This is a genomic window from Deinococcus depolymerans (genome assembly GCF_039522025.1).
Lineage (GTDB): Bacteria > Deinococcota > Deinococci > Deinococcales > Deinococcaceae > Deinococcus > Deinococcus depolymerans.
Map to the genome: position 1 here is coordinate 105,917 of NZ_BAAADB010000003.1, position 20,253 is coordinate 126,169.

Annotated in this window: 19 protein-coding genes; 8 read left to right on the forward strand and 11 right to left on the reverse strand. The window is 70.3% G+C overall.

Going from position 1 to position 20,253, the window contains the following annotated elements; all coding sequences use genetic code 11:
• Positions 1 to 10 precede the first annotated feature (10 nt).
• Positions 11 to 931 carry a GTPase Era gene (era, locus tag ABDZ66_RS00910; RefSeq protein WP_343755053.1) on the reverse strand — a complete coding sequence of 307 codons (921 nt, stop codon included), beginning with the start codon at positions 929 to 931 and terminating at the stop codon, positions 11 to 13.
• Positions 932 to 1,036: 105 nt separating this feature from the next.
• Positions 1,037 to 1,864: an SDR family NAD(P)-dependent oxidoreductase gene (locus tag ABDZ66_RS00915; RefSeq protein WP_343755055.1), complete on the reverse strand. Its 828-nt coding sequence runs from the start codon at positions 1,862 to 1,864 to the stop codon at positions 1,037 to 1,039.
• A gap of 127 nt (positions 1,865 to 1,991) precedes the next feature.
• Between ABDZ66_RS00915 and ABDZ66_RS00920 the strand changes: the two genes are divergently transcribed.
• On the forward strand, positions 1,992 to 2,594 hold the full coding sequence (locus tag ABDZ66_RS00920; RefSeq protein WP_343755058.1) for a YIP1 family protein: 603 nt from the start codon (positions 1,992 to 1,994) through the stop codon (positions 2,592 to 2,594).
• A gap of 72 nt (positions 2,595 to 2,666) precedes the next feature.
• Here ABDZ66_RS00920 and ABDZ66_RS00925 read toward each other — a convergent pair whose 3' ends face one another.
• The 3 genes from ABDZ66_RS00925 to ABDZ66_RS00935 all read right to left on the reverse strand — a co-directional run bounded on the left by ABDZ66_RS00925 (position 2,667) and on the right by ABDZ66_RS00935 (position 6,398).
• Positions 2,667 to 3,491, reverse strand: a complete 825-nt coding sequence (locus ABDZ66_RS00925; RefSeq protein ID WP_343755060.1) for a transglutaminase family protein — start codon at positions 3,489 to 3,491, stop codon at positions 2,667 to 2,669.
• Positions 3,492 to 3,825: 334 nt separating this feature from the next.
• Positions 3,826 to 4,791: an alpha-E domain-containing protein gene (locus ABDZ66_RS00930; RefSeq protein WP_343755062.1), complete on the reverse strand. Its 966-nt coding sequence runs from the start codon at positions 4,789 to 4,791 to the stop codon at positions 3,826 to 3,828.
• The gene (locus ABDZ66_RS00935) at positions 4,791 to 6,398 is read right to left on the reverse strand and encodes a circularly permuted type 2 ATP-grasp protein (RefSeq protein ID WP_343755064.1); all 1,608 of its coding nucleotides are present in this window, start codon (positions 6,396 to 6,398) and stop codon (positions 4,791 to 4,793) included. The genes ABDZ66_RS00930 and ABDZ66_RS00935 overlap by 1 nt, the downstream gene beginning before the upstream one ends.
• 168 nt (positions 6,399 to 6,566) lie before the next feature.
• On the opposite strand from ABDZ66_RS00935, the gene ABDZ66_RS00940 reads away from it, so the two are divergent.
• Together ABDZ66_RS00940 and ABDZ66_RS00945 are read left to right on the forward strand one after the other, a co-directional pair.
• Complete coding sequence (locus ABDZ66_RS00940; protein WP_343755066.1) at positions 6,567 to 6,887, forward strand: hypothetical protein; 321 nt, start codon at positions 6,567 to 6,569, stop codon at positions 6,885 to 6,887.
• Between the two features lie 244 nt (positions 6,888 to 7,131).
• The gene (locus ABDZ66_RS00945) at positions 7,132 to 8,235 is read left to right on the forward strand and encodes a 3-deoxy-7-phosphoheptulonate synthase (protein WP_343755068.1); all 1,104 of its coding nucleotides are present in this window, start codon (positions 7,132 to 7,134) and stop codon (positions 8,233 to 8,235) included.
• On the opposite strand, the gene ABDZ66_RS00950 is transcribed toward ABDZ66_RS00945, so the two are convergent.
• The 3 genes from ABDZ66_RS00950 to ABDZ66_RS00960 all read right to left on the reverse strand — a co-directional run bounded on the left by ABDZ66_RS00950 (position 8,225) and on the right by ABDZ66_RS00960 (position 11,865).
• The gene (locus tag ABDZ66_RS00950) at positions 8,225 to 9,265 is read right to left on the reverse strand and encodes a permease prefix domain 1-containing protein (protein ID WP_343755070.1); all 1,041 of its coding nucleotides are present in this window, start codon (positions 9,263 to 9,265) and stop codon (positions 8,225 to 8,227) included. The genes ABDZ66_RS00945 and ABDZ66_RS00950 overlap by 11 nt on opposite strands.
• Positions 9,262 to 9,597, reverse strand: coding sequence for a PadR family transcriptional regulator (locus ABDZ66_RS00955; RefSeq protein ID WP_343755072.1), 336 nt, complete (start codon positions 9,595 to 9,597; stop codon positions 9,262 to 9,264). The genes ABDZ66_RS00950 and ABDZ66_RS00955 overlap by 4 nt, the downstream gene beginning before the upstream one ends.
• A gap of 282 nt (positions 9,598 to 9,879) precedes the next feature.
• Positions 9,880 to 11,865 (reverse strand): carbohydrate binding domain-containing protein, encoded by a 1,986-nt coding sequence (locus ABDZ66_RS00960; protein ID WP_343755074.1) that lies wholly within the window; start codon positions 11,863 to 11,865, stop codon positions 9,880 to 9,882.
• Positions 11,866 to 12,254: 389 nt separating this feature from the next.
• Here ABDZ66_RS00960 and ABDZ66_RS00965 point away from each other — a divergent pair, with 389 nt between their 5' ends.
• From ABDZ66_RS00965 to ABDZ66_RS00975, 3 genes are all read left to right on the forward strand, one after another.
• On the forward strand, positions 12,255 to 12,434 hold the full coding sequence (locus tag ABDZ66_RS00965) for a DUF2256 domain-containing protein (RefSeq protein WP_078300327.1): 180 nt from the start codon (positions 12,255 to 12,257) through the stop codon (positions 12,432 to 12,434).
• Positions 12,431 to 13,327, forward strand: a complete 897-nt coding sequence (gene uvsE / locus ABDZ66_RS00970; RefSeq protein ID WP_343755079.1) for a UV DNA damage repair endonuclease UvsE — start codon at positions 12,431 to 12,433, stop codon at positions 13,325 to 13,327. Before ABDZ66_RS00965 ends, uvsE begins: the two co-directional genes overlap by 4 nt.
• Before the next feature lie 218 nt (positions 13,328 to 13,545).
• Positions 13,546 to 14,088 carry a 3'-5' exonuclease gene (locus ABDZ66_RS00975; RefSeq protein ID WP_343755081.1) on the forward strand — a complete coding sequence of 181 codons (543 nt, stop codon included), beginning with the start codon at positions 13,546 to 13,548 and terminating at the stop codon, positions 14,086 to 14,088.
• Between the two features lie 216 nt (positions 14,089 to 14,304).
• On the opposite strand, the gene ABDZ66_RS00980 is transcribed toward ABDZ66_RS00975, so the two are convergent.
• Complete coding sequence (locus ABDZ66_RS00980; protein ID WP_343755821.1) at positions 14,305 to 16,179, reverse strand: phosphodiester glycosidase family protein; 1,875 nt, start codon at positions 16,177 to 16,179, stop codon at positions 14,305 to 14,307.
• A 222-nt stretch (positions 16,180 to 16,401) separates the two neighbouring features.
• On the opposite strand from ABDZ66_RS00980, the gene mglB reads away from it, so the two are divergent.
• Both mglB and mglA read left to right on the forward strand, forming a co-directional pair.
• Positions 16,402 to 16,887: a GTPase-activating protein MglB gene (mglB, locus tag ABDZ66_RS00985; protein WP_343755083.1), complete on the forward strand. Its 486-nt coding sequence runs from the start codon at positions 16,402 to 16,404 to the stop codon at positions 16,885 to 16,887.
• Positions 16,888 to 16,963: 76 nt separating this feature from the next.
• Positions 16,964 to 17,554 carry a GTPase MglA gene (gene mglA / locus ABDZ66_RS00990; protein ID WP_343755085.1) on the forward strand — a complete coding sequence of 197 codons (591 nt, stop codon included), beginning with the start codon at positions 16,964 to 16,966 and terminating at the stop codon, positions 17,552 to 17,554.
• 223 nt (positions 17,555 to 17,777) lie between these two features.
• Here the strand turns inward: mglA and ABDZ66_RS00995 are convergent, their stop codons facing one another.
• Together ABDZ66_RS00995 and murD are read right to left on the reverse strand one after the other, a co-directional pair.
• Positions 17,778 to 18,884, reverse strand: a complete 1,107-nt coding sequence (locus tag ABDZ66_RS00995; protein WP_343755087.1) for an FtsW/RodA/SpoVE family cell cycle protein — start codon at positions 18,882 to 18,884, stop codon at positions 17,778 to 17,780.
• A complete protein-coding gene (murD, locus tag ABDZ66_RS01000) occupies positions 18,881 to 20,179 on the reverse strand; it encodes a UDP-N-acetylmuramoyl-L-alanine--D-glutamate ligase (protein WP_343755089.1) in 1,299 nt (432 codons plus the stop codon). Before murD ends, ABDZ66_RS00995 begins: the two co-directional genes overlap by 4 nt.
• Positions 20,180 to 20,253 lie beyond the last annotated feature (74 nt).

Here is a 20,253-nt window from a genome sequence, read left to right on the forward strand (position 1 = left end):
GTATAAACCCTTACTCGTACCCGAGTTCGCGCAGGGCTTCCTCGTCCTCGCGCCAGTTGTTGATCACGATGACTTCCAGGCCCAGGTACACCTTGCGGCTCAGGAACACTTCCAGCTGCTTGCGGGCGGCCTGACCGATCTCGCGCAGCTGCTTGCCGCCCGCGCCGATGACCATGCCCTTGTGGGCGTTCTTCTCGACGACGATCTCGCCCTCGATGCGTTGCAGGCCGTCCTGCCGCTCGGTCCAGGAGTTCACGCGGGTCGCGACGGCGTACGGCAGTTCGTCGCGCAGTTTCTTCATGGCTTCCTCGCGGATGATCTCGGCCGCCCACTGCTCGCGCGTCTGGTCGCTGGCGGCGCCCTGCGGGAAGAAGAACGGGTTCTCCGGCAGGGCGTCCAGCAGCTGCTCGCGCAGGGTGGCCACGGCGGCCGGGTTGTTCTGCGCGCTCAGCATGGTCTCGCTGATGTCGTGCTCGCGGCCCTCGAGGAGTGCGCGGTACAGTTTCATGGCCTCGTCCGGGTACTTGGCGGCGTCGGTCTTGTTGCCGACCAGGAACAGCGGCTTGGGCAGGTCGCGGACCTGGCGGGCGACCAGCTGGTCCTCGTCGGTGGGCGGGTGGCGCAGGTCCACGACCCACACGACGGCGTCCACGTCGGCCAGGGCGCTGTGCACCTCGTGGTTCATGTACTTGCCCAGGGCGTCCTTGGGTTTGTGCAGGCCCGGCGTGTCCACGAACACGATCTGGCGGTCACTGGTGGTGTGGATGCCGCGCACGCCCCGGCGGGTGGTCTGGGGGCGGGGGCTGGTGGGGGCGACCTTGGTGCCCAGGAAGCTGTTCAGCAGGGTGCTCTTGCCCACGTTGGGCTTGCCGATAATGGCAATGAAGCCCGAGTGGGTCTGCTGGTCTCCGGTGGAGGAAAAATCCGTCATCGTTTCCATTCTCTCATGCCGCGCGCTCCGCAAAGGTGCCGGGGCCGGGGCAGGCTCCTCTCCCGGTCCGGGCGGCCCTGCCAGTCCGTCGCTCCGGGACCGGGTTCAGTGGCGGCGGGCCTGCACGCGCGCGATCAGGCGGGTCATGACGGCGCGGGGCAGCAGGCGGGGCAGCAGCGTCTGCACGCGGTTCAACCGGCCTGCCACGACCACCCGCTGTCCGCGCAGCATGCCCTGCACGCCCAGGCGGGCCACCTCGTCGGCACTCAGGATGGTCAGGCGGGCCGGTCCGCTCAGCAGGTCGCTCTCGTGCAGCTGGCTGACTGCCTGGAATCCGGTCTGCACGGGGCCCGGGCACAGCGCCGTGACGGACACGCCGCTGCCCGTGACCTCCTCGGCGACGGCCTCGCTGAAGCTCAGGACGTACGCCTTGGTGGCGTAGTACACGGCCATCATCGGGCCCGGCTGGAAGGCGGCGGTGCTGGCGACGTTCAGCACGCGGCCGCGCCCGCGCGCCAGCATGTCCGGCAGGAACGCGCGGGTCAGGGCGGTCAGGGCGCTGACGTTCACGGCGATCATGCGGTCGATCTCGGCGGGCGGCTGGGTGCGGAACTCGCCGTAACTGCCCAGCCCGGCGTTGTTCACCAGGATGTCCACGTTCAGGCCGCGCGCCTGCACGGCGGCGTGCAGGTCGGCGGCCGCGCCGGGGCGGTTCAGGTCGGCGGGCAGCACGTGGACCTGAACGTGGCAGCGCCCGCGGAGTTCGGCGGCCAGGGCGCTGAGGCGGGCCTCGTTGCGGGCGACCAGGATCAGGTCCGCGCCGTGAGCGGCGAGCCGCCGCGCGAGGCTCTCGCCGATGCCGCTGCTGGCGCCGGTGATCAGGGCGGTCGAGGTGCGCACGTTCAGGGGACGGGAGGCGTCGGGATGGGTCATGCGGTCCAGCATGACCCGGCGGCCCCCACATGGTGCGCCCCCCGACCGCCCTGCATGAAGACTCGGTGAAGTGAACGGGCGGTCAGTGGCACGCAACTTCCCTGCGCCGCCCCCCGTACTGAGGAGCATGAGAAACCCCGTCACCGGACCACAGGTCAGCGTGCAGGACATGTTCGCGCAGAGCACCGCCGTCCTCACGCAGCCCAGCCCCGTCACCTTCGAGCGCTACGAACGCCGCGGCGGCCTGCAGAGCGCCCTGACCTACGTGATGCTGGCCGCCGTCGTCTCGGCTGTCATTGCCGCCGTGTTCTCGTTCCTGCACAGCGACGTCACCTTCTTCGGGCAGCTGTTCAGCCGCCTGATCGGCGTGCCGGTCGGGTTCCTGATGTTCACGGGCGCGGTGTACCTGATCGGCCGCACCCTGTTCAGGGGCACCGGCACGTACCCGGAGGTGGCGTACACCTTCGCGCTGTTCTACGTGCCGATCAGCATCGTCATGACCCTGATCGGCGTCATCCCGATTCTCGGCTGGCTGGTCAGCCTCGCCCTGAGCCTCGTGCTGGTGTACTTCGGGTTCCTGGCCGTGCAGAGCAGCATGAACCTGCGCGACCAGACCCAGGCCGCCGTCACCCTGGTCCTCGCGTGGATCGCGCAGGCGGTCGTGGGCCTGATCGTGGCGGGCGTCGTGGGCGGCCTGTTCGCGGTGGGCCGCGCCGTCACGGGCAGCTGAGCCGGACCTGACCACGGGGGCGGGGCCGGCGCACCGATGACCGGCCCCGCCCCCGTCTGCCCGCCGGACGTCCTACTGGTCGCCGTACACGTGCACCGCCACGTCCATGCGGCCCTGCCCGCCGCCGTAGTACGTGCCGCGCACCGGGGACACGTCGCTGTACTCGCGGCCGTGCCCGATCTTCACGTGCTTCTCGCGTGCCACGCAGTTGTTCGTGGGATCGAAGCCCAGCCACCCGTACCCCGGAATGAAACACTCCACCCAGGCGTGTGTGGCCTCCGCACCGACCATCTCGCCGCCACTGTACAGGTAGCCGCTCACGTACCGCGCCGGGATGCCCAGCTGCCGCGTGACGCCCAGCATGGCGTGAGTGAAGTCCTGGCACACGCCGCGCTGGTGCGTGGCGAACTCGGCCAGCGGCGTACTGACGGTCGTGGCCTGCGTGTCGTACGTGAACTGCCGGTACAGCTGCGAATTCAGGTCCGACAGGAACGACGGCAGGTCGTCCCCGCCGGCCGGGCGGGTCACGCCGAACAGTTCCGGCCACGCCCCCCCCGGCACGCGCGGACTGGCCACCAGGAACTCGGTGTGCCGCGCCCGTTCGGCCCACAGCGTTCCGAACGGCACGGGCGCCGGGTCCGGGACCGGGTGCGTGTCCACGAGTGCCTGCGCCTCGATCAGCAGGTGGGTGTGCGGGTCGTGCACATGCACGTGATGAACGATCGCCCCGAAGTAGTCCTTGTGGGACGTGATCTCGGCGTCCGGCGCGACGTGCAGGTGAAAGGACCGCACGGTCTGCCGCGCCTCCTGACTGGGGTGCAGCCGCACCTGATTGAACGAATCCCAGGCGGGTTTGGGATAGCGGTACTCGGTGGCGTGCCGGATCTCGCAGCGCATCAGTCCTGTCCTTTCGCGGGAGCCTGTCCTGTCGCGCCGGGGACGGGTGTGGTGGCGCGTGCCGAAGCGTTCATGCGGACTCCGACTGAATGGGTTGCCAAACCCGCCGGGTCCGAGCGGATGTGATACGGACTCCGATTGAATGGCTTGCAAAGCCGTTCCATTCGAGCGAAGCGAGGAGGAGCTGGGCGGGTTCCGGACGTGGCGTCGACAGCTCGGTGGTGGTCCGATCTGTGAACGAAACAAACGGCAGTCCGTATCAGGAGGGTTCCGGGCGTGGCGTCGGCAACCCGGTGTGGTTCCGGGGTGTCAACGGAACAGACGGCAGTCCGTCTCATTCCTGCCGGAAGTACGCCGCGTCGATCGCGGCGCCCACACGGTTGATCTCGACCAGCAGGTCCGGCAGCGTCGGGCCCGGCGCGCCCAGCACGTCGTCCACACGCGCGTACTGCAGGCGCGCCACCAGCCAGCGCGACAGCCGCAGGATCTCCGGGTGGGCGTCCGGGTGGCGGCGGTCGATCTGCGCCAGGGCGTCGTGAAGGTTCTCGGCGCTGTAGCGCACGCTGCGCGGAAAGAACTCGTCGAACAGCAGGAACCCCGCCACGCCGCGCGGGTCGATGCCACTGTGAACGCTCTTGCGGTACGCCTCGAAGGCACTCGCGCCCTTCAGGACGCTCACCCAGCGCTGCTCCTGCAGCGCCCGCCACGTCGGGTCCGCCGGGCCGCCCGCCGCCGCCGGGTCCTCCGGGCTGTCCAGCCGTGCCTGCAGGACCCGCACGGTGTTGTCCGCCCGTTCGAGCATCTGCCCGGACCGCAGGAACGACCAGCCCTCGTCGCGCGGCAGGGTCGCGAACGCGATCCCGAAGAAGAACTGCGACGCCTCGCGCGCCGCCACGCAGTACTCGTACAGGCCGTCGCGGTCCATCACGCCGCCCGTCTCGAAGCACAGGTTCAGGTACGAGCGGTTCAGCGCTTCCCACATCTCGCTGGGAATGCGGTCACGCAGCCCGCGTGCGTTCTGCCGGGCGCGCGCGAGGCTGCTGGCAATGCTGGACGGGTTGTCCTGATCGAACGCCAGCCACGCGGTGGCGCTGCGGGTATCCACCCGCCCGTACCGCTTGATGACCGGACCCTCGCCGCCCGTGAGTTCCAGCAGGGGCCGCCAGTGTTCCCTGACCCGACCGGCGGATTCCAGCGTGGCGTAGTAGTTGACGTTCAGCAGCCGCGCGGTGTTCTCGGCGCGTTCCATGTACCGCCCGATCCAGTACAGGTTCTCGGCCAGTCGTGACAGCAGCAGCATCAGGTCTCCTCTCCGGGCTGGCCGGTGCCCAGTTCCGTCTTCTCCAGCTGCTGGTACGAGTGCGCGCCGCCCCGCGACTGCGCCTGTGTCTGCCCCTGGCCCTGCGACTGGCCCTGTGTCTGGCCCGGCACGGGATCGCCATGCAGGTGCTGCGTCATGCCCTGCGCCGGCCCCGGCCCGTCATGATCGAGCACCCAGGTGTCCTTGCTGCCGCCTCCCTGCGAACTGTTCACGACCAGACTCCCGCGCGTCAGGGCCACCCGCGTCAGGCCGCCCGGCACGATCGTCACGTCCCGCCCGAACAGCACGTACGGCCGCAGGTCGATGTGCGCCCCCTCGAAGGTCCCGGTGTCCGGGTACAGCGTCGGGTGGCGCGACAGGCCCACCACCGGCTGCGCGATGAACTCGCGCGGATTGGCCCGCACCCGCTCCAGGTACGCGGCCGTCTCGTCGCGCGTGGCGGCCGGACCGATCAGCATGCCGTAGCCGCCCGCCTCTCCGACCGCCTTGAACACCAGGTCCCCGGCGTTCGCCAGCATGTGCTCCAGGTGATCGGCATTCCAGCCCAGGTACGTGGGGACGTTGTTCAGCAGCGGCGCCTCGCCCAGGTAGTAGCGGATCATGTCCGGCACGTAGGCGTACACGGCCTTGTCGTCCGCGACGCCCGTTCCGACCGCGTTCGCGATCGCCACGCGCCCCTGCCGGTAGACCTCCATCAGGCCCGACACGCCCAGCGAACTGTCCCGCCGGAACGCCAGCGGGTCCAGGAAGTCGTCGTCGATGCGGCGGTAGATCACGTCCACCTGCCGGCGCCCGCCCGTGGTGCGCATCCAGACCCGCCCGGCGTCCACGAACAGGTCGCGGCCCTCCACGAGTTCCACGCCCATCTGCTGCGCGAGGTACGCGTGCTCGAAGTACGCGCTGTTGTACATGCCGGGCGTGAGCACCACCACCGTCCCGCCCGGCTTGGGACTGACGGCCTGCAGGTTCGCCAGCAGCGCCGTCGCGTACTGCTGCACCGGCCGGACGCCCTGACCCTCAAACATGCCGGGGTAGATGCGGGTCATGGCCTGCCGGTTGGCCAGCAGGTACGACACGCCGCTCGGGGAACGCAGGTTGTCCTCCAGGACCAGGTACTCGCCGCGCTCGTCGCGGATCAGGTCGGTGCCCACCACGTGAATGAACACCCCGCCCGGCGGCGTGACCCCGTGCACCTCGCGCCGGAAGTGCGAGGACGTGAACACCAGTTCCGCCGGGATCACCCCGTCCGCCAGGATCTGCGCGCCGCTGTAGATGTCGGTCAGGAAGGCGTTCAGCGCCCGGACCCGCTGCGTGAGGCCCGCCTCGACGTGCGCCCACTCGGACGCCGGGATGACGCGCGGCACCGGATCGAAGGGGAAGGTCCGCTCGGTGCCCTGCGCGTCCCCGTACACCGTGAACGTGATGCCCTGATTCCGGAACGCGGCGTCCAGCAGGTGACGGCGCCGCTCGAATTCCGCCACGCCCAGCTGCTCGAGGTACGCCCGCACCCCCTCGTAATGCGGCCGGACCTGCCCGGACGCGCTGAACATCTCATCGAAGAACCTGCTGCCCGGATCGTACTTCATGCCATCCAACCCCCTGCATCCCGCGCAATGCAACAAGATACGGGTTTCGCCGACCCCGCCCCGGCAGGCCCCGCAGACAGCCAACGCCGCGGCAAGGGACGATGAAGACCCGCCTGTCCGCCCGGCGCCGCCCGCCCACGCTTCCTGCCACCGACTACACTGCCTGCCATGACCAGCAACGCCGGCACCCCCATCACCCCCGACGACCGCGCCCGCCTGGACCCGGTGTTCATGCAGGTCGTGCTTGACGCGCAGGCGCAGGCGCAGCAGACCCAGCCCGCCCAGCCCGGCACGCTGGCCGCCATGTTCCACCGCGAGACCGTCACCGACGCCCTGCAGGGCTGCGCCATGCTGATCGCCGGCTGGAACCAGGGCCGCGTGGACGAGGCCGGCCTGACCCGCGCCGCCAAGGCCCTGCGCGCCCTGAACCTCACGGACCTCGCCGGACGCCTGGAGAACCTCCGGCACATCGCCGCCCCGCAGGACTGAACGCCGCTGAGAGCCGGACGCCGGTCCTGTGCCCTCCCACGGGCCTGGACAGGTTTCTGTCACTGCCCTAGACCGCCGCGCCGCCCCCCGGTCCACGGCGGGCCTACACTTCCCCCATGACCCCGCGCGCCGCTTTCTTTTATTGGTTCGGTACCCACCGGGCCTAGCAGCGCTGCACCCCGCCGCCCGGTGAGCCCCCAGAGGCCACCGGGCCTTTTCTTTCCCCCCACCCCCGAGGACCCCCATGACGCACCCCGACCCCATCATCGAAGCCGGCCGCACCGAGAACCTGAACGTCAGCGGCTTCACGCCCCTGATCACCCCCCGCGCCCTGAAGGCCCGCTGGCCCCTGACCCCGCAGGCCGAGGCGACCGTCCTCGCCGGCCGGCAGGCCGCGCAGGACATCCTGCACGGCCGCGACGACCGCCTGCTGGTCGTGGTCGGCCCCTGCTCCATCCACGACCACGAGCAGGCACTCGAGTACGCCCGCCGCCTCGCCGCGCTGCGTGAACGCGTGAAGGACCGCCTCGAGGTGCACATGCGGGTGTACGTCGACAAACCCCGCACCACCGTCGGCTGGCGCGGCTACCTGCTCGACCCGGACATGAACGGCACGAACGACATCAACAAGGGACTCGAACTGACCCGCAAACTCATGGTGCAGGTCAGCGAACTGGGCCTGCCGGTCGCCACGGAACTCCTGGACCCCTTCGCGCCGCAGTACGTGTTCGACGCGGTCGCCTGGGCCTGCCTGGGCGCGCGCACCACCGAAAGCCAGACGCACCGGGTCATGAGCAGCGCCGTGTCCGCCCCGATGGGCTTCAAGAACGGCACGGGCGGCGGCATCAAACTCGCCGTGGACGCCATCGTGGCCGCCGCAGCCCCGCACGCCTTCTTCACCGTCGATGACGACGGGCAGGCCTGCATCGTCCACACGCTCGGCAACCCCGACGGGCACGTCATCCTGCGCGGCGGCCGCGGCGGCCCCAACTACGCCCCGCAGTTCGTGAAGGAGGCCGCCAGTCTCATGACCGCCGCGGGCCTGACCCCGGCCGTGATGGTGGACTGCTCGCACGCCAACAGCGGCAGCGACCACACCCGCCAGAGCCTCGTGTGGCGCGACGTGCTGCACCAGCGCGCCGCCGGGCAGAGTGCCGTGCGCGGCCTGATGATCGAGAGCAACCTCCGCCCCGGCAAACAGGGCATCCCCAAGGACCTGGGCACCCTGGTGCCCGGCCTGAGCGTCACGGACGCCTGCGTCGGCTGGGACGAGACCGAGGCCCTGCTGCTCGAGGCGCACGCCGCGCTGGGCCAGCAGGCGGCGGGCCGCGAGACCGTCAGCGGCTGAGGTTCAGATCCGGCCAGGGAATGTCCGGCGTGCCCTTCGTCCAGGTTGAACGCCCGTCCTGAAAGTAGGTCAGGTTGGGGGTGTTCCCGTCCCTGGCCGGGTGCCGTTGACGGTCGGCGGGCATCACCGAGTACAGGTACGCCACGTCCATCTCCTGCCCGTCCTCCCGCCAGATCACGCTCCGCTGCTTCCCTCCCGGCCGCGTGTAGTCCAGGCCGTACACGGCCAGGGGTGTCCACTCGTTCATGGGCAGCGTCCGGGCCGAGCGGTGATGGTCACTCCGGATGTCCCGGACGGTCCAGGAGGTGCGGCCCCAGCTGGCCTGCACCCAGTCGAGGTTCTGCCGGGGCGGCAGCCCTGCCAGGCAGGTGGGCGATTCGCGGGAGGGGTTCCTCTCGGCGGGCCAGCGGAGGGCCGCGAACAGCGCCAGTCCGTCGCCGTGACACAGGCTGGCGTCCCAGGGGCTGCTCCCCAGCACGGCCCGCGCGAGCCGTACCCGGTTCGGGCCGTCGCCCGGCGCGGGAACCAGCCGGTGGGCGGACAAGGAAGAGCGCCCCTGCGTCTGCGTCAGCGGCGTCAGGGCCACGTACACCCACTCGGTGCGCGGGGGGACCCGCAGCGTGGCCGCCAGCATCTGACCACGGGGGGCGTCCGGGGTGGCGAGCACGTCTCGCAGGTCGTCGCTGCTCAGTTCCTGCGACCAGTTCCAGCTGGCCTCGCGCACGCCGGGCAGCGGGAGGGGCACGTGGGTCCAGACCCACCAGCCTCCGCCCCCGATCACCAGGGTGGCCAGCACGGTCCAGCCCAGCGCGGTGGTGAACACGTGCCCCAGCAGGGCGCGGTTGGTGCGCGCCGGGTGGCCCATGGCGGTCACGGCCAGATGCTCGGCCTCCTCGCGGCTGAAGCCCTCGGCTTCCAGTTGCCGCACCCGGTCGAGGAGGTGGGTGCGGAGTTCGGCGGCGACCTCCAGGCGTTCGTGGCGGGGCAGGCCGGTGGTGGCGCGGCGGATGTAACGGGAGACGCGGCTCACGCGAGTTCCGTTCGCCGGCTGATCAGGGCGTTCACGGCTGCCTGGAGTGTCTGCCACTCGCCGCGCCGCCGTTCCAGTTCCTGACCGCCACTGTCGGTCAGGGTGTACACCTTGCGGGGACTGCCGCCGCCGGGGGTGGGGTGCCACTGGCCCTCGATGAGTCCGGCGCGACTGAGGCGCAGCAGGGCGGGGTAGAGGGTGCCCTCGCTGAGTTCAAACAGGCCGCCGCTGCGGGTGCCGATGTGCTGCGCGAGTTCCAGCCCGTAGCGGGGCTGCTCCTGAAGGGCGGCGAGGATGACGAGGTCGATGGTGCCGGATTTGAGTGGGTTCAAGGAGGACCTCCGGAGCAATGCCTTGTGATGCAAGGCTTGCTGGGCAAATCATGCGACGGGCCGCCAGCCACGGCAAGCGAGAATGACCGGCAGCGAAATCCCCCACCCTGGCAGGCGTTCAGGGTGGGGGAGAGGTTCCGTTCAGGTCATACGGATTCCGTTTGTTTCGCCTACAATCCGGAACTTCACCGGATTGCCGACTCCACGTCCGGAACCCGTTTTGTTCCCACTCGCTCCGCTCGGACCCAGCGGGCTTTGCAGCCCATTCAATCGGAGTCCGTATCAGGGGTTCTGCACGAGCCTGAAGTCGCGGAAGCTCAGGCCGTAGCTGCTGCCGGGCGTGCCGACCGCACCGAGAATCTGGAGTTGCGCGGCGGGGTTCGTGACGGTCGGGGTGAAAGTGTACGTGAAGGTCTGCTCGGTGGCGCTCAGGGCGGCGGTCCTGTCGAGGTAGCGGGCGTAGCTGCCGCCGTTCTCGCCGACCACCACGGCGACCTCGCGGGCGTCGGTGGCCCTGCCCTTGAAGGTCAGGGTGTAGGACTTCCCGGCGGTCAGGGGCACGTCGGTCTGGTTCAGCTGGACGTGCCAGTTGTTGGCGGGGTCCACGTTCTTGACGTTCAGGGTGACGGTGCCGCCGCTGACGCTGGTGTTCAGGCGGTCGGGCACGTTGCTCCAGGTGCTCCAGTACGCGGTGCCGGGCACGCCCGCGATGCCGGGGTGGTTGGGACTGTCCTGCGTGAACGCGGCGTTGTACAGCAGGTTCCCGTCGGCGGCGGGTGGTCTGGCCCCGGCGGCGTTCCCGACGCGTTTGACGACCACGTTGTCGATCCAGACGGCGCCGGTCCCGGCGTTCCCCAGGTTGAATTCCAGGCGGGTGGCGGCGTCGGTGGTGGCTTTCATGTCGAAGGTGACGGTCCTGCGTTCCTTCGTGGTGCCCAGGGTCAGGGTCTGCTCGCCGGAGTACGCGGCGTAGCCCCGGTCCGGGCCGCCGCCGACCTTCAGCATCATGGGCCGCGCGGTCTGCGCCCAGGCGTCGAAACTCACCTCGTACTTCCCGCCGCTTTCCAGGTTCAGGCCGTCCTGCCGGACCTGTACGGCGTAGTTCACGGTGCCGGGGCTGGTGATGTCCACCTTCAGGGCCTTCCCGGCGGCCGCGTCGTTGCTCAGGGTGGCCTGCCCGTCGCTGCGGAACAGCGTCCAGTACGCGCTCTGGACCACGCCGTCCAGGCGGGGGGCGTCGCTGGTGACGCGCGGATCGGTGTCGGCCCAGTCGAAGGATTCGTTGTAGACGAGGTTGCCGTCCGGCTGGGCGGGGCGGGCCACGGCGGGCGTCCAGGGGTACTTCATGGTGGGGCGGGGGCCGGCGCTGGCGGTCTCGCCGTTCAGGCCGTACACGCGCACGTAATCCACGCGCATCTCGGCCGTGCCCGGGGTGCTGGCGTTCGGGTTGCCGTCGAAGTTGCCGCCCACCGCGAGGTTCAGCAGCAGGTGGAAGGGTTTGTCGAACGGGGCGGGCCAGGGGTGCAGGTCGGCGTCGCTGGTGGGCGGCGTGCCCCTGGCGCTCCACCAGCCGGTCTTCTCGCTGGTCAGTTTGCCGTCGATGAACCACTGGATCTTGCCGGGCGTCCACTCCACGGCGTAGGTGTGCCACTGGTCCATGGTGCCGCCGTTCGGGAAGTTCACGGTGGTGCCGGAGTACACGTTGTTCGGCCACTGCCCGCCGTAGTGCAGGGTCTGCGCGAGTTCCGTGGGTTTGCTGCCCCAGCCTTCGGCGATGTCGATCTCGCCGCTGGCGGCCCAGGTGCCGTAGGGGTTCGGTTCTTCCGGAAGCAGCCAGATGGCGGGCCACAGGCCCTTGCCGGCCGGGAATCTGGCGCGGATCTCGAACTTGCCGTAGGTGCGGCTGAACTTCCCGGCGGTGCGGATGCGGGCGGAGGTCCAGTCGAAGCTGGCGGGTTTGCCGTTGGCGGCGCCGGCGTACGCCTCGCGGCGGGCGGTGATGACCAGTTCACCGTTCTCGACGCGCAGGTTGGCGGGGCGGTCGGTGTAGTACTGGAGTTCGTTGTTGCCCCAGCCGCTCACGTACTCGCTGCCGGACATGAAGCCGTTGCCGGTCTGCGGGGTCCAGCGGGCGCTGCTGAGGCCGCTGCCGCTGAATTCTTCCTGCCAGACCGGGGTGGGGTCGCTGGCACCGGAGCGGGCGCAGCCGGCCAGCAGCGCGGCGCTCACGGCGAGGGTCAGGGCGGACGGCAGGCGGAATCGGGTCATGGCGGGGCTCCTTGAGAACGTGCCGTGAGGGTCGCCCCGCTGCGCGGCAGTGGGGGACGGTGGTGGGCGGGTGGCCCGTCGGGTTGCGCTGTCCCTCCGAGCCTAAGCCATTTCTGAAAGCGCTGTCAAGATGGGTGGAGGGGAGACTGCCGCCCCGGATCGCGGGTGAAGCCCGGCCCGAAACAGGCCCTGGCAGGGGCTTTCGTCGCGTTTCACGAAAGGCGTCCCTCTGAACAGGCCGGGGGAAACGGTTCCACGCCGGAACCCGCAAGAACCCCAATCTTGAAAGGCCTTTCAGACCGGGGAGGAACCGAACCATCAGAAACCATGACGGCCCCCGGCATTCCCGCCCACACATCCCCACCCGCCCACGCGCCACACTCGGACGCATGAGCCCCACCCCTGCCAAACGCCCTGGCGGCGGTCGCCCCCCCAGCCAGCGACCCAGTAAAATCTGCGCCCACTGCGGCCTGCCCTTCACGTGGCGCAAGAAATGGGAACGCGACTGGGATCAGGTCCTGTACTGCTCGGACCGCTGCCGCGCCGCCGCCAAACGGGACCGCCCGTGACCACCCCACCCGCTCCTGCCTACGGCCTCGTGTGCCTCACCGCCGGCCCCGAGGTGCGCTTCCGGACCATCACCCTCACCCGCTACCGCGCCCTGACCCCCACCGCCCGCGAGGGCACGCTGCTCGACCTGTACGCCGACAACATCACCCGGCTGCGCGCCGCCGCCGCCTTCTGCCAGGCGCGCGGCATCCGCCTGTACCGCCTGAGTTCCAGTCTGTTCCCCATGCTCGACCTCGCCGGGGACGACACGGGCGCCGCCGTCCTCACCCACCTCGCCCCGCAGCTGACCCGCGCCGGGCAGGCCTTCGCGGACGCCGGCATCCGCGTCCTGATGCACCCCGAGCAGTTCATCGTGCTGAACAGCGACCGCCCGGAAGTCCGCGAGAGCAGCCTGCGCGCCATCCGCGCCCACGCCCGCGTCATGGACGACCTGGGCCTGGGCCGCACCCCCTGGAACCTGCTGCTGCTGCACGGCGGCAAGGGCGGCCGCGCCGCCGAACTGCGCGCCCTGATCCCCGACCTGCCCGACCCGGTCCGCCTGCGCCTGGGCCTGGAAAACGACGAACGCGCCTACAGCCCCCGCGACCTGCTGCCGGTCTGCGAGGCCACCGGCACGCCCCTCGTGTTCGACGCGCACCACCACGTCATCCACGACCGCCTGCCCGACCAGGAACACCCCAGCGTCCGCCAGTGGGTCCTGAGCGCACGCCGCACCTGGACGCCCCCCGACTGGCAGGTCGTGCACCTGAGCAACGGCATCGACGGCCCCCAGGACCGCCGCCACAGCCACCTGATCACCCACCTGCCCAGCGCCTACCACGACGTGCCCTGGATCGAGGTCGAGGCCAAGGGCAAGGAAGAGGCCCTGGCCGCCCTGACCGCTCCCACCTGATACGGATTCCGTTTGTTTCGTTGACAGATCGGAACACCACCGATCTGCCAACTCCACGTCCGGAGGGGCGTTTCTCTCCTGCTCGCTCTGCAGCGCAGCTCTACGAGTCCGCTCGGATTGAATGGGCTGCAAAGGCCATTCAATCCGAGTCCGTATGACAGGCCCCCGCCCCGCACACCCCACAGAAGCCCCGCCCCGCACGCGCTACGCTGCGGGGCGTGAATGTTGTCGTGTTCGACCTTGAAACCACGGGCCTCTCACCGGAACGGGACGGCATCGTGGAAATCGGCGCGGTGCGGATCGTGGACGGTCAGGTGCAGGAACACCTGAAGTACGAGACGCTGGTGCGCCCCACCACCCCGGACGGGCAGACCCTGATGATCCCCTGGCGGGCCGAGCAGGTCCACGGCATCAGCAACGCGATGGTCCGCGCCGCCCCCACCATCGCGGAGGTCCTGCCGGAATTCATCGAGTACGTGAACGGCTGGCCGGTCGTGGCGCACAACATCGGCTTCGACGGCGGGTTCATGCGCGCCAACGCCCAGCGGTACGGCCTGACGTGGGCGCCAGCCAGCGAGCACTGCACGGTGCAGCTCTCCCGCCGCGCCTTCCCGAAGGAACGCGCGCACAACCTGACGGTCCTGGCCGACCGCCTGGGCCTGAACTTCGCGCCCGGCGGCCGCCACCGCTCGTTCGGTGACGTGCAGGTGACCGCGCAGGCCTACCTGCGCCTGATGGAACTGATCAACGTGCGGGCGTGAAAGGAGGCAGCAGGCAGGAGGCAGTGGGAACGGCCCTCACGGCCCTCTTCCCGCTGCCGCCCTTATACGGATTCCGTTTGTTTCGTTACCCGGGACAGCACCGGGTTGCCAGCTCCACGTCCGGAACCCGTTTCTCTCCTGCTCTGCGGAGCAGCTCTCCGAGTCGCATCCGCTCGGATTGAACGGTCTTGGCAGCCCATTCAATCGGAGTCCGTATTACTTTTTAGCGGCGGTCGTGCCGGGGCGCGGGACCAGCACCAGGGCGTTGGGAACGCTGCGGCTCCAGACGGTGTTCAGGTACCCGCCCAGGTCGGCGTACCCGCCCGTGACGTACGCCGTGGCGCTGCTGCCACTGTCGAGCCGCACGGCGTCCCGCAGGCCCGCGCCGGCCAGCGCCGCCGCGAAGGTCTCGGGACTGCCGTGTTCCAGGAACGCGATGGTGGGCTTCCCGCCCAGCGTCCCGAACGCCACCTGCCGGGTGGGCCGCCAGATGCTGGCGCTGGTGTTGAACCCCTCGCGGGCCGGGTCGAGCACGACCTTGCCGCCCTGCAGCAGCAGCGGCCCGGCGCTCAGGGCGTCCACCGCGCCGTCCCAGGGGGCGTCCGCGGCGCGCCAGTTCAGGCTGACCGTCAGGGGCGACCCGGCCGAGCGTGGCAGCTGCGGGTAGCGGGCCGGATCGAAGGTGAAACTGAGCGTTCCGGGGGGCGGCGTGACCGGGCCGCTCAGGGCCCGCAGCACCGTCCCGCGTCCCGGCGCGGCGTACAGCGTGGTCAGGCCGTCCGCGCCGACGCTGCTGCGCCCGTCCCCGACGAAGGCGGTCAGCAGGTCCGGGGCGGCCTTGGCCCGCACGCTGTTCACCGTGACGCTGTACGCCGCGCCGCCCGCGTCCGCGCCGCTCAGCACGTAGCGGGGGCGGGGGTAGCCGAACAGCGTGTCGCCCTGCGCGGTGAATCCCAGCGTCGCCCGTCTCTCCAGGCTGCCGGCCGTCATCAGGCCGCCCGTGGCGACGAGATCCACCGGGAGGCTGCTGGCCGGATCAAAGTACCCGCCGTTCACGCCGGCCACGCCGCCCACCGACCGCACGAGGTCGGCCACGCCGCTCGTCCGGCCGGCCGGGGCGCTCACCACCCGCGGCTGGTACAGCGCCGGATCGAAGCTCAGCAGGTGCAGCCGCCCCTGCTGCCGGTACGTGACACCGTCCGGCAGGGCGTCCGGGTTGATGGGTGGCGGGACGCTGGTGTCGGTGTAGGTGGTCGTATCGATGACGACGCGCGCCGGGTTGTCCAGCGTGAAGAGCTCGCTGCGGCCCCCGCCGGTGCCCAGGTGAACGGCCGCGCCGGTCGCGGTGGGCTGCACCGTCAACTGATCGCCGGACTCCAGTTTCTGCGTGACCGGGCTGGCACTCACGCCGGGCAGCGTGACGAGCAACCCGGCAGCTTCCCGCGTCACCGTGAAGGGCGTGAGCCGGGCGTCCGCCACGCCGAGTTCCAGCACGACGCGCTGCACCTCGACCGTGCGGTGCAGCGTGCGGCTCACGCGGACCGTGCCGAGGGTCGCGACCGGCGTGAAGGCCGGAGTATTCGGGGCCGTGGGAGCCGGCAGGGTGGGCGTGGCGGGGGTGGTTGCGGCCGGGGTGGGCGTTCCCACGCCCCCCGCGACGGCCGGGGAGGGCGGCAGGGTCTCCGACGGGACCTGCGCCGGCAGCGCGAAGTCCAGCAGGTCCGGGGCGTCCGCCGTGACGGTCACGCCCAGCGCCGTCAGCGCCTGCAGCGGCACGAACAGGCTGCCGCCCGCCAGTTCCGGGACGGGCAGCCGGGTGCTCAGCGTGAAGCCCACCGCCCGCCACCCGGTCTGGGGCGAGAACCGCAGTTCCCGTGTCAGCTGGTTGCGGGTCAGTTGCAGGCGCAGGTCCTGCGGGTCGTTGCGGACCGCCACGCCCAGGCGCGGGAGGGTCCACACGGCGAGCGCCTCGCCGCCCGCGAACTGCCGGGAATCCAGCGCGGCGCTCTGCCGCACCCCACCAATCGCAACCGGGCGGGCCGACGCCGCCCCGCCCAGCGTGCCGCCCAGCAGGGCGCTCAGCAGCAGCAGGCGCGGACCCCGACCGGCCTGCCAGGGGAACGGCCGTGCTGAACGACGAAAAAGAACGGAACGGCGCAGACTCACGCGGGCGAGTGTAACGCCGCGGGGCGGGGCGGCGGGTGAGCGGCCCGTCAGGTTCCGGTGCGGCCGGGCCGTCCGGCGCGGAGTTTCTCACGCGGCCCCGCAGGTCCGTCAGGCTCTTGTGTGAAAGGCTTCCTATACTGACGTCCTATGATTGAACCTTCACTGGCGCTGTACGGCGACGCCTTCGAGCGCGTGGATCAACTGATTCAGGACCTGCTGGAAACCACGGGCGTCCGCTACGGCCTGCTGGTCGACCGTAAGGGTTTCGTCCTGTCGCACAAGGAGGCGCTGTGGGCGCCGCGTCCGCCCGCGCTGGACAGCGTCGCCACGCTGGTCGCCAGCAACGCCGCCGCGACCGCCGCGCTGGCGAACATGCTGGGCGAACGCACCTTCAGCGAACAGATCCACCAGGGCGAGAACGGCACCCTGTACGTCGAATCGGTCGGTACCGACTCGCTGCTCACGCTGATCTTCGACGCCAGCGTCCCGCTGGGCAAGGTGAAGGTGTACGCCAAGAAGAGCATTACGCAGATCGCCGCGATCCTCGAGGAACTCAAGGACATCCCCCCGGTGCAGCTCGGTGAGGACTTCAGTCAGGGCGCGAACGCGCTGCTCGACGATCTGCTCGGCTGACCCCCGCGTTCCTTCCACCTGAGGCTGAACCACCTGCGCCCCCCACCCTGACCCGGCGTCACAGGAGAATCCGTCCATGAGCACCATCAACTTCGCTGCCCGCGAAATCAACTGCAAGATCGTGTACTACGGCCCCGGCATGAGCGGCAAGACCACCAACCTCAAGCACGTCTTCTCCAAGGTGCCCGGCCACCTGCGCGGCGAGATGGTCTCGCTGGCCACCGAGGACGAACGCACGCTGTTCTTCGACTTCCTGCCCCTGGACCTGGGCACCGTGCAGGGCTTCAAGACCCGCTTCCACCTGTACACCGTGCCGGGGCAGGTGTTCTACAACGCCAGCCGCAAACTGATCCTGCGTGGCGTGGACGGCATCGTGTTCGTCGCCGACAGCGCCCCCAACCGCCTGCGCGCCAACGCCGAGAGCATGCGTAACCTGCGCGAGAACCTCCAGGAGCACGGCATTGACGTGCGGGACGTGCCGATCGTGCTGCAGGTGAACAAGCGCGACCTGCCCGACGCGCTGCCCACCGACATGATCCGCTCCGTGATCGACCCCAAGGGCGAACTGCAGATGTTCGAGGCGATGTCCGACAAGGGCGTCGGCGTGTTCGAGACCCTCAAGACCGTCAGCCGCCTCGTGCTGGAACGCCTCTCCCAGAACAAGTAGTTCCCTCAACGGAACAATCGGAGTCCGTATCATACGGACTCCGATTGAATGGGCTGCAAAGCCCGTTCAATCCGAGCGAAGCGAGTGGGAGCTTGGCGGGTTCCGGACGTGGAGTCGGCAATCCGGTGAAGTTCCGGATTGTAGGCGAAACAAACGGAATCCGTATCAGGGGGCGGGCAGCGGAGGGAACTCCCCGCTGCCCGCCCTCTGAGCCACGCCCCCTTCAGTCGGCGCTGAGGGGCAGGGCGTCCGGACTGTCTTCCGGCAGGTGGCGGCGCACCTCACGCATGGCGGAGTGAATGACTGCCAGGGCCAGACTCATGGTGAGCATGCTGGAAAAGCCGTAACTGACGAGCGGCAGGGGCACGCCGGTGACCGGGAACACGCCGGCGGCCACGCACAGGTTCACGAAGGCCTGCCCGACGATCATGAACATCGCGCCGATGGCGAGGATGCTGGCGCCGTGAATTTCGGGGGTCATGGGACGCACGCGGCTGGCGAGGTGCGCGACTTCCAGTGCGGTCGCCACGATCAGCCAGTACGCGAACATCAGCATGGCGACGCCCAGCAGCCCGGACGTGAACCCGACCGACGCGACGATCATGTCGGTGTACTCCGCGAAGTACTGGTAACGCGGGCCGTCCGGCCCCAGGCCCCACAGGCCCCCGAAGTTCAGGTCCCGGTGCGCCAGCCCGATCTGGTCCAGGCCGATGCTGGGCGTGTCGCCGCGCGAGGCGTGTCCCGTCCAGCGTTCCATGATGTACGGATGCTGTTCCAGGTACAGGCCGCCCACCGGGATGGCCAGCAGGCCCAGCGCCAGCAGGAAGCCGCTGATGTTGCTGATCCGCACCCCGGCGGCGTACATCAGGATGATGCCCAGCCCGAACATCAGGACGCTGGTGCCCAGGTCCGGTTCGATGAACACCAGTCCGGTCGTCACGACGATCATCAGGGTCGCGCTGATCAGTTTGTTCTGCACGCCCCGCCGCGCGAAGAACGACGCGAGCATCAGCACCAGCCCCAGCTTGCCCAGCTCGGACGGCTGGAAGCGCAGCGGGCCGAAATCCAGCCAGCGTTTCGTTCCCGCACTCTCGGCGGTGCCCACCCCGATGAACGGCACGAGGGCCAGCAGCAGCAGCGTGAACCCCCAGAACCACGGACCCAGTTTCAGGAACGCGCGCGGCCGCAGGCGGGCCAGCAGCACCGTGAGCAGCAGCGCGATGACGGCCTTGCCACCGTGATCCACGATCTTCTCGGGTTCGGCGGCCGCGATGCCCAGCAGGCCCAGGCTCATCAGCATGATCTGCGCGATCAGCAGTTGCACGCTCACGCGCGTTCCTCCGCCAGGGCCTGCGCGGCGCGGCGGAAGCTGTCACCCCGCTCGCGGTAATCCCGGAACTGGTCGAAGCTCGTGCCGACCGGGGCGAGCAGCACCGTCCCGCAGGCAGCCGCGCCCTGCTCCGTCAGGGCCTCCAGGCCCGCCCGCGCGGCGTGACGCATGGACTCGTCACCGGTCGCGCCCGGCACGACCCGGTAGGGGAGCCCCAGTTCGCGGGCCAGGGTCTCGCCGTCCTCCCCGAACGCGATGACCTGCGCGACCCGCCCGGCCGCCGCCGCGCGCAGCGGCGCGAGGTCCGCGCCCTTGTCGCGGCCGCCCACCAGCCACGCGACCGGCGGCGCGGCCCGCTCCAGCGCCGCCTGCACCGCCAGGGTGCGCGTGGCGATGGAGTCCTCGATGAAGCGCACGCCGCCCACGCGGGCGACCGTCTCGAAACGGCCCTTCACGGGTGCGGCCGTCGCCAGTGCGCCGGCCAGCGCCGCCGCGTCCACCGGGCGGCCCAGGTGCCGCAGCAGCGCCTCGGCCGCCAGGATGGCCGCCGCCGCGTTCGCCGGGTGAATGCCCTCGGGCAGCGCGGCGGCGTCCAGCACGGGCGTCCCGTCGGCCAGCGCCAGCCGCGCGGGCGTGAACGTGACCACCTGCGCCCGCGTGGGCACCGTCAGGTCTGCCGGGACGATCAGCACGTCCCCGGCCTGCTGCGCCGCCGTGATGTTCAACTTGGCCGCGTGGTACGCCCCGACCGTGCCGTGCCGGTCGATGTGATCCACGCCCAGGTTCGTGATGACCGCCACCGGCAGCCGCAGGCCCGGCACCCGCTCCAGCTGGAAGGAACTGAGTTCCACGACCGCCACCTCCGCCGAGTCCACCACGTCCAGCAGCGGCGGGTCGATGTTCCCGCCCTCGCGGGCGTTCAGGCCGCACGCACGCAGCAGGTGCGCGACCAGGACCGTCGTGCTGCCCTTGCCGGCCGTGCCGGTCACGCCCACCATCGGCAGGGCGGGCCGCCGCCGCGCCGCCAGGGACACCTCCCCGATCACCTCGGCCCCCGCCGCCCGCAGCGCCGTCAGGTCCGGGTGGTCGATGGGCACGCCCGGCGCGGCCACCACCGTCCGGTAGGGGCGGGTCACGTCGCCCTGCGCCCAGCCGAGTTCCTGCATCAGGGCGAGGTCCTCTGCCGCGGGGCGTGCGTCCAGCCACTCGCCGCGCACGCCCTCCCGCGCCAGGAACCGCGCCGCGCCGCGCCCACTCCGTCCCAACCCGTACACCAGCACCCCGTCAAGCTTCACGCCACCCACCATAGAACAGGGCCGCGCCCTTGTGTTCTGCGGTGACCGCGGGGGACAATCACAGGGACCCGCCC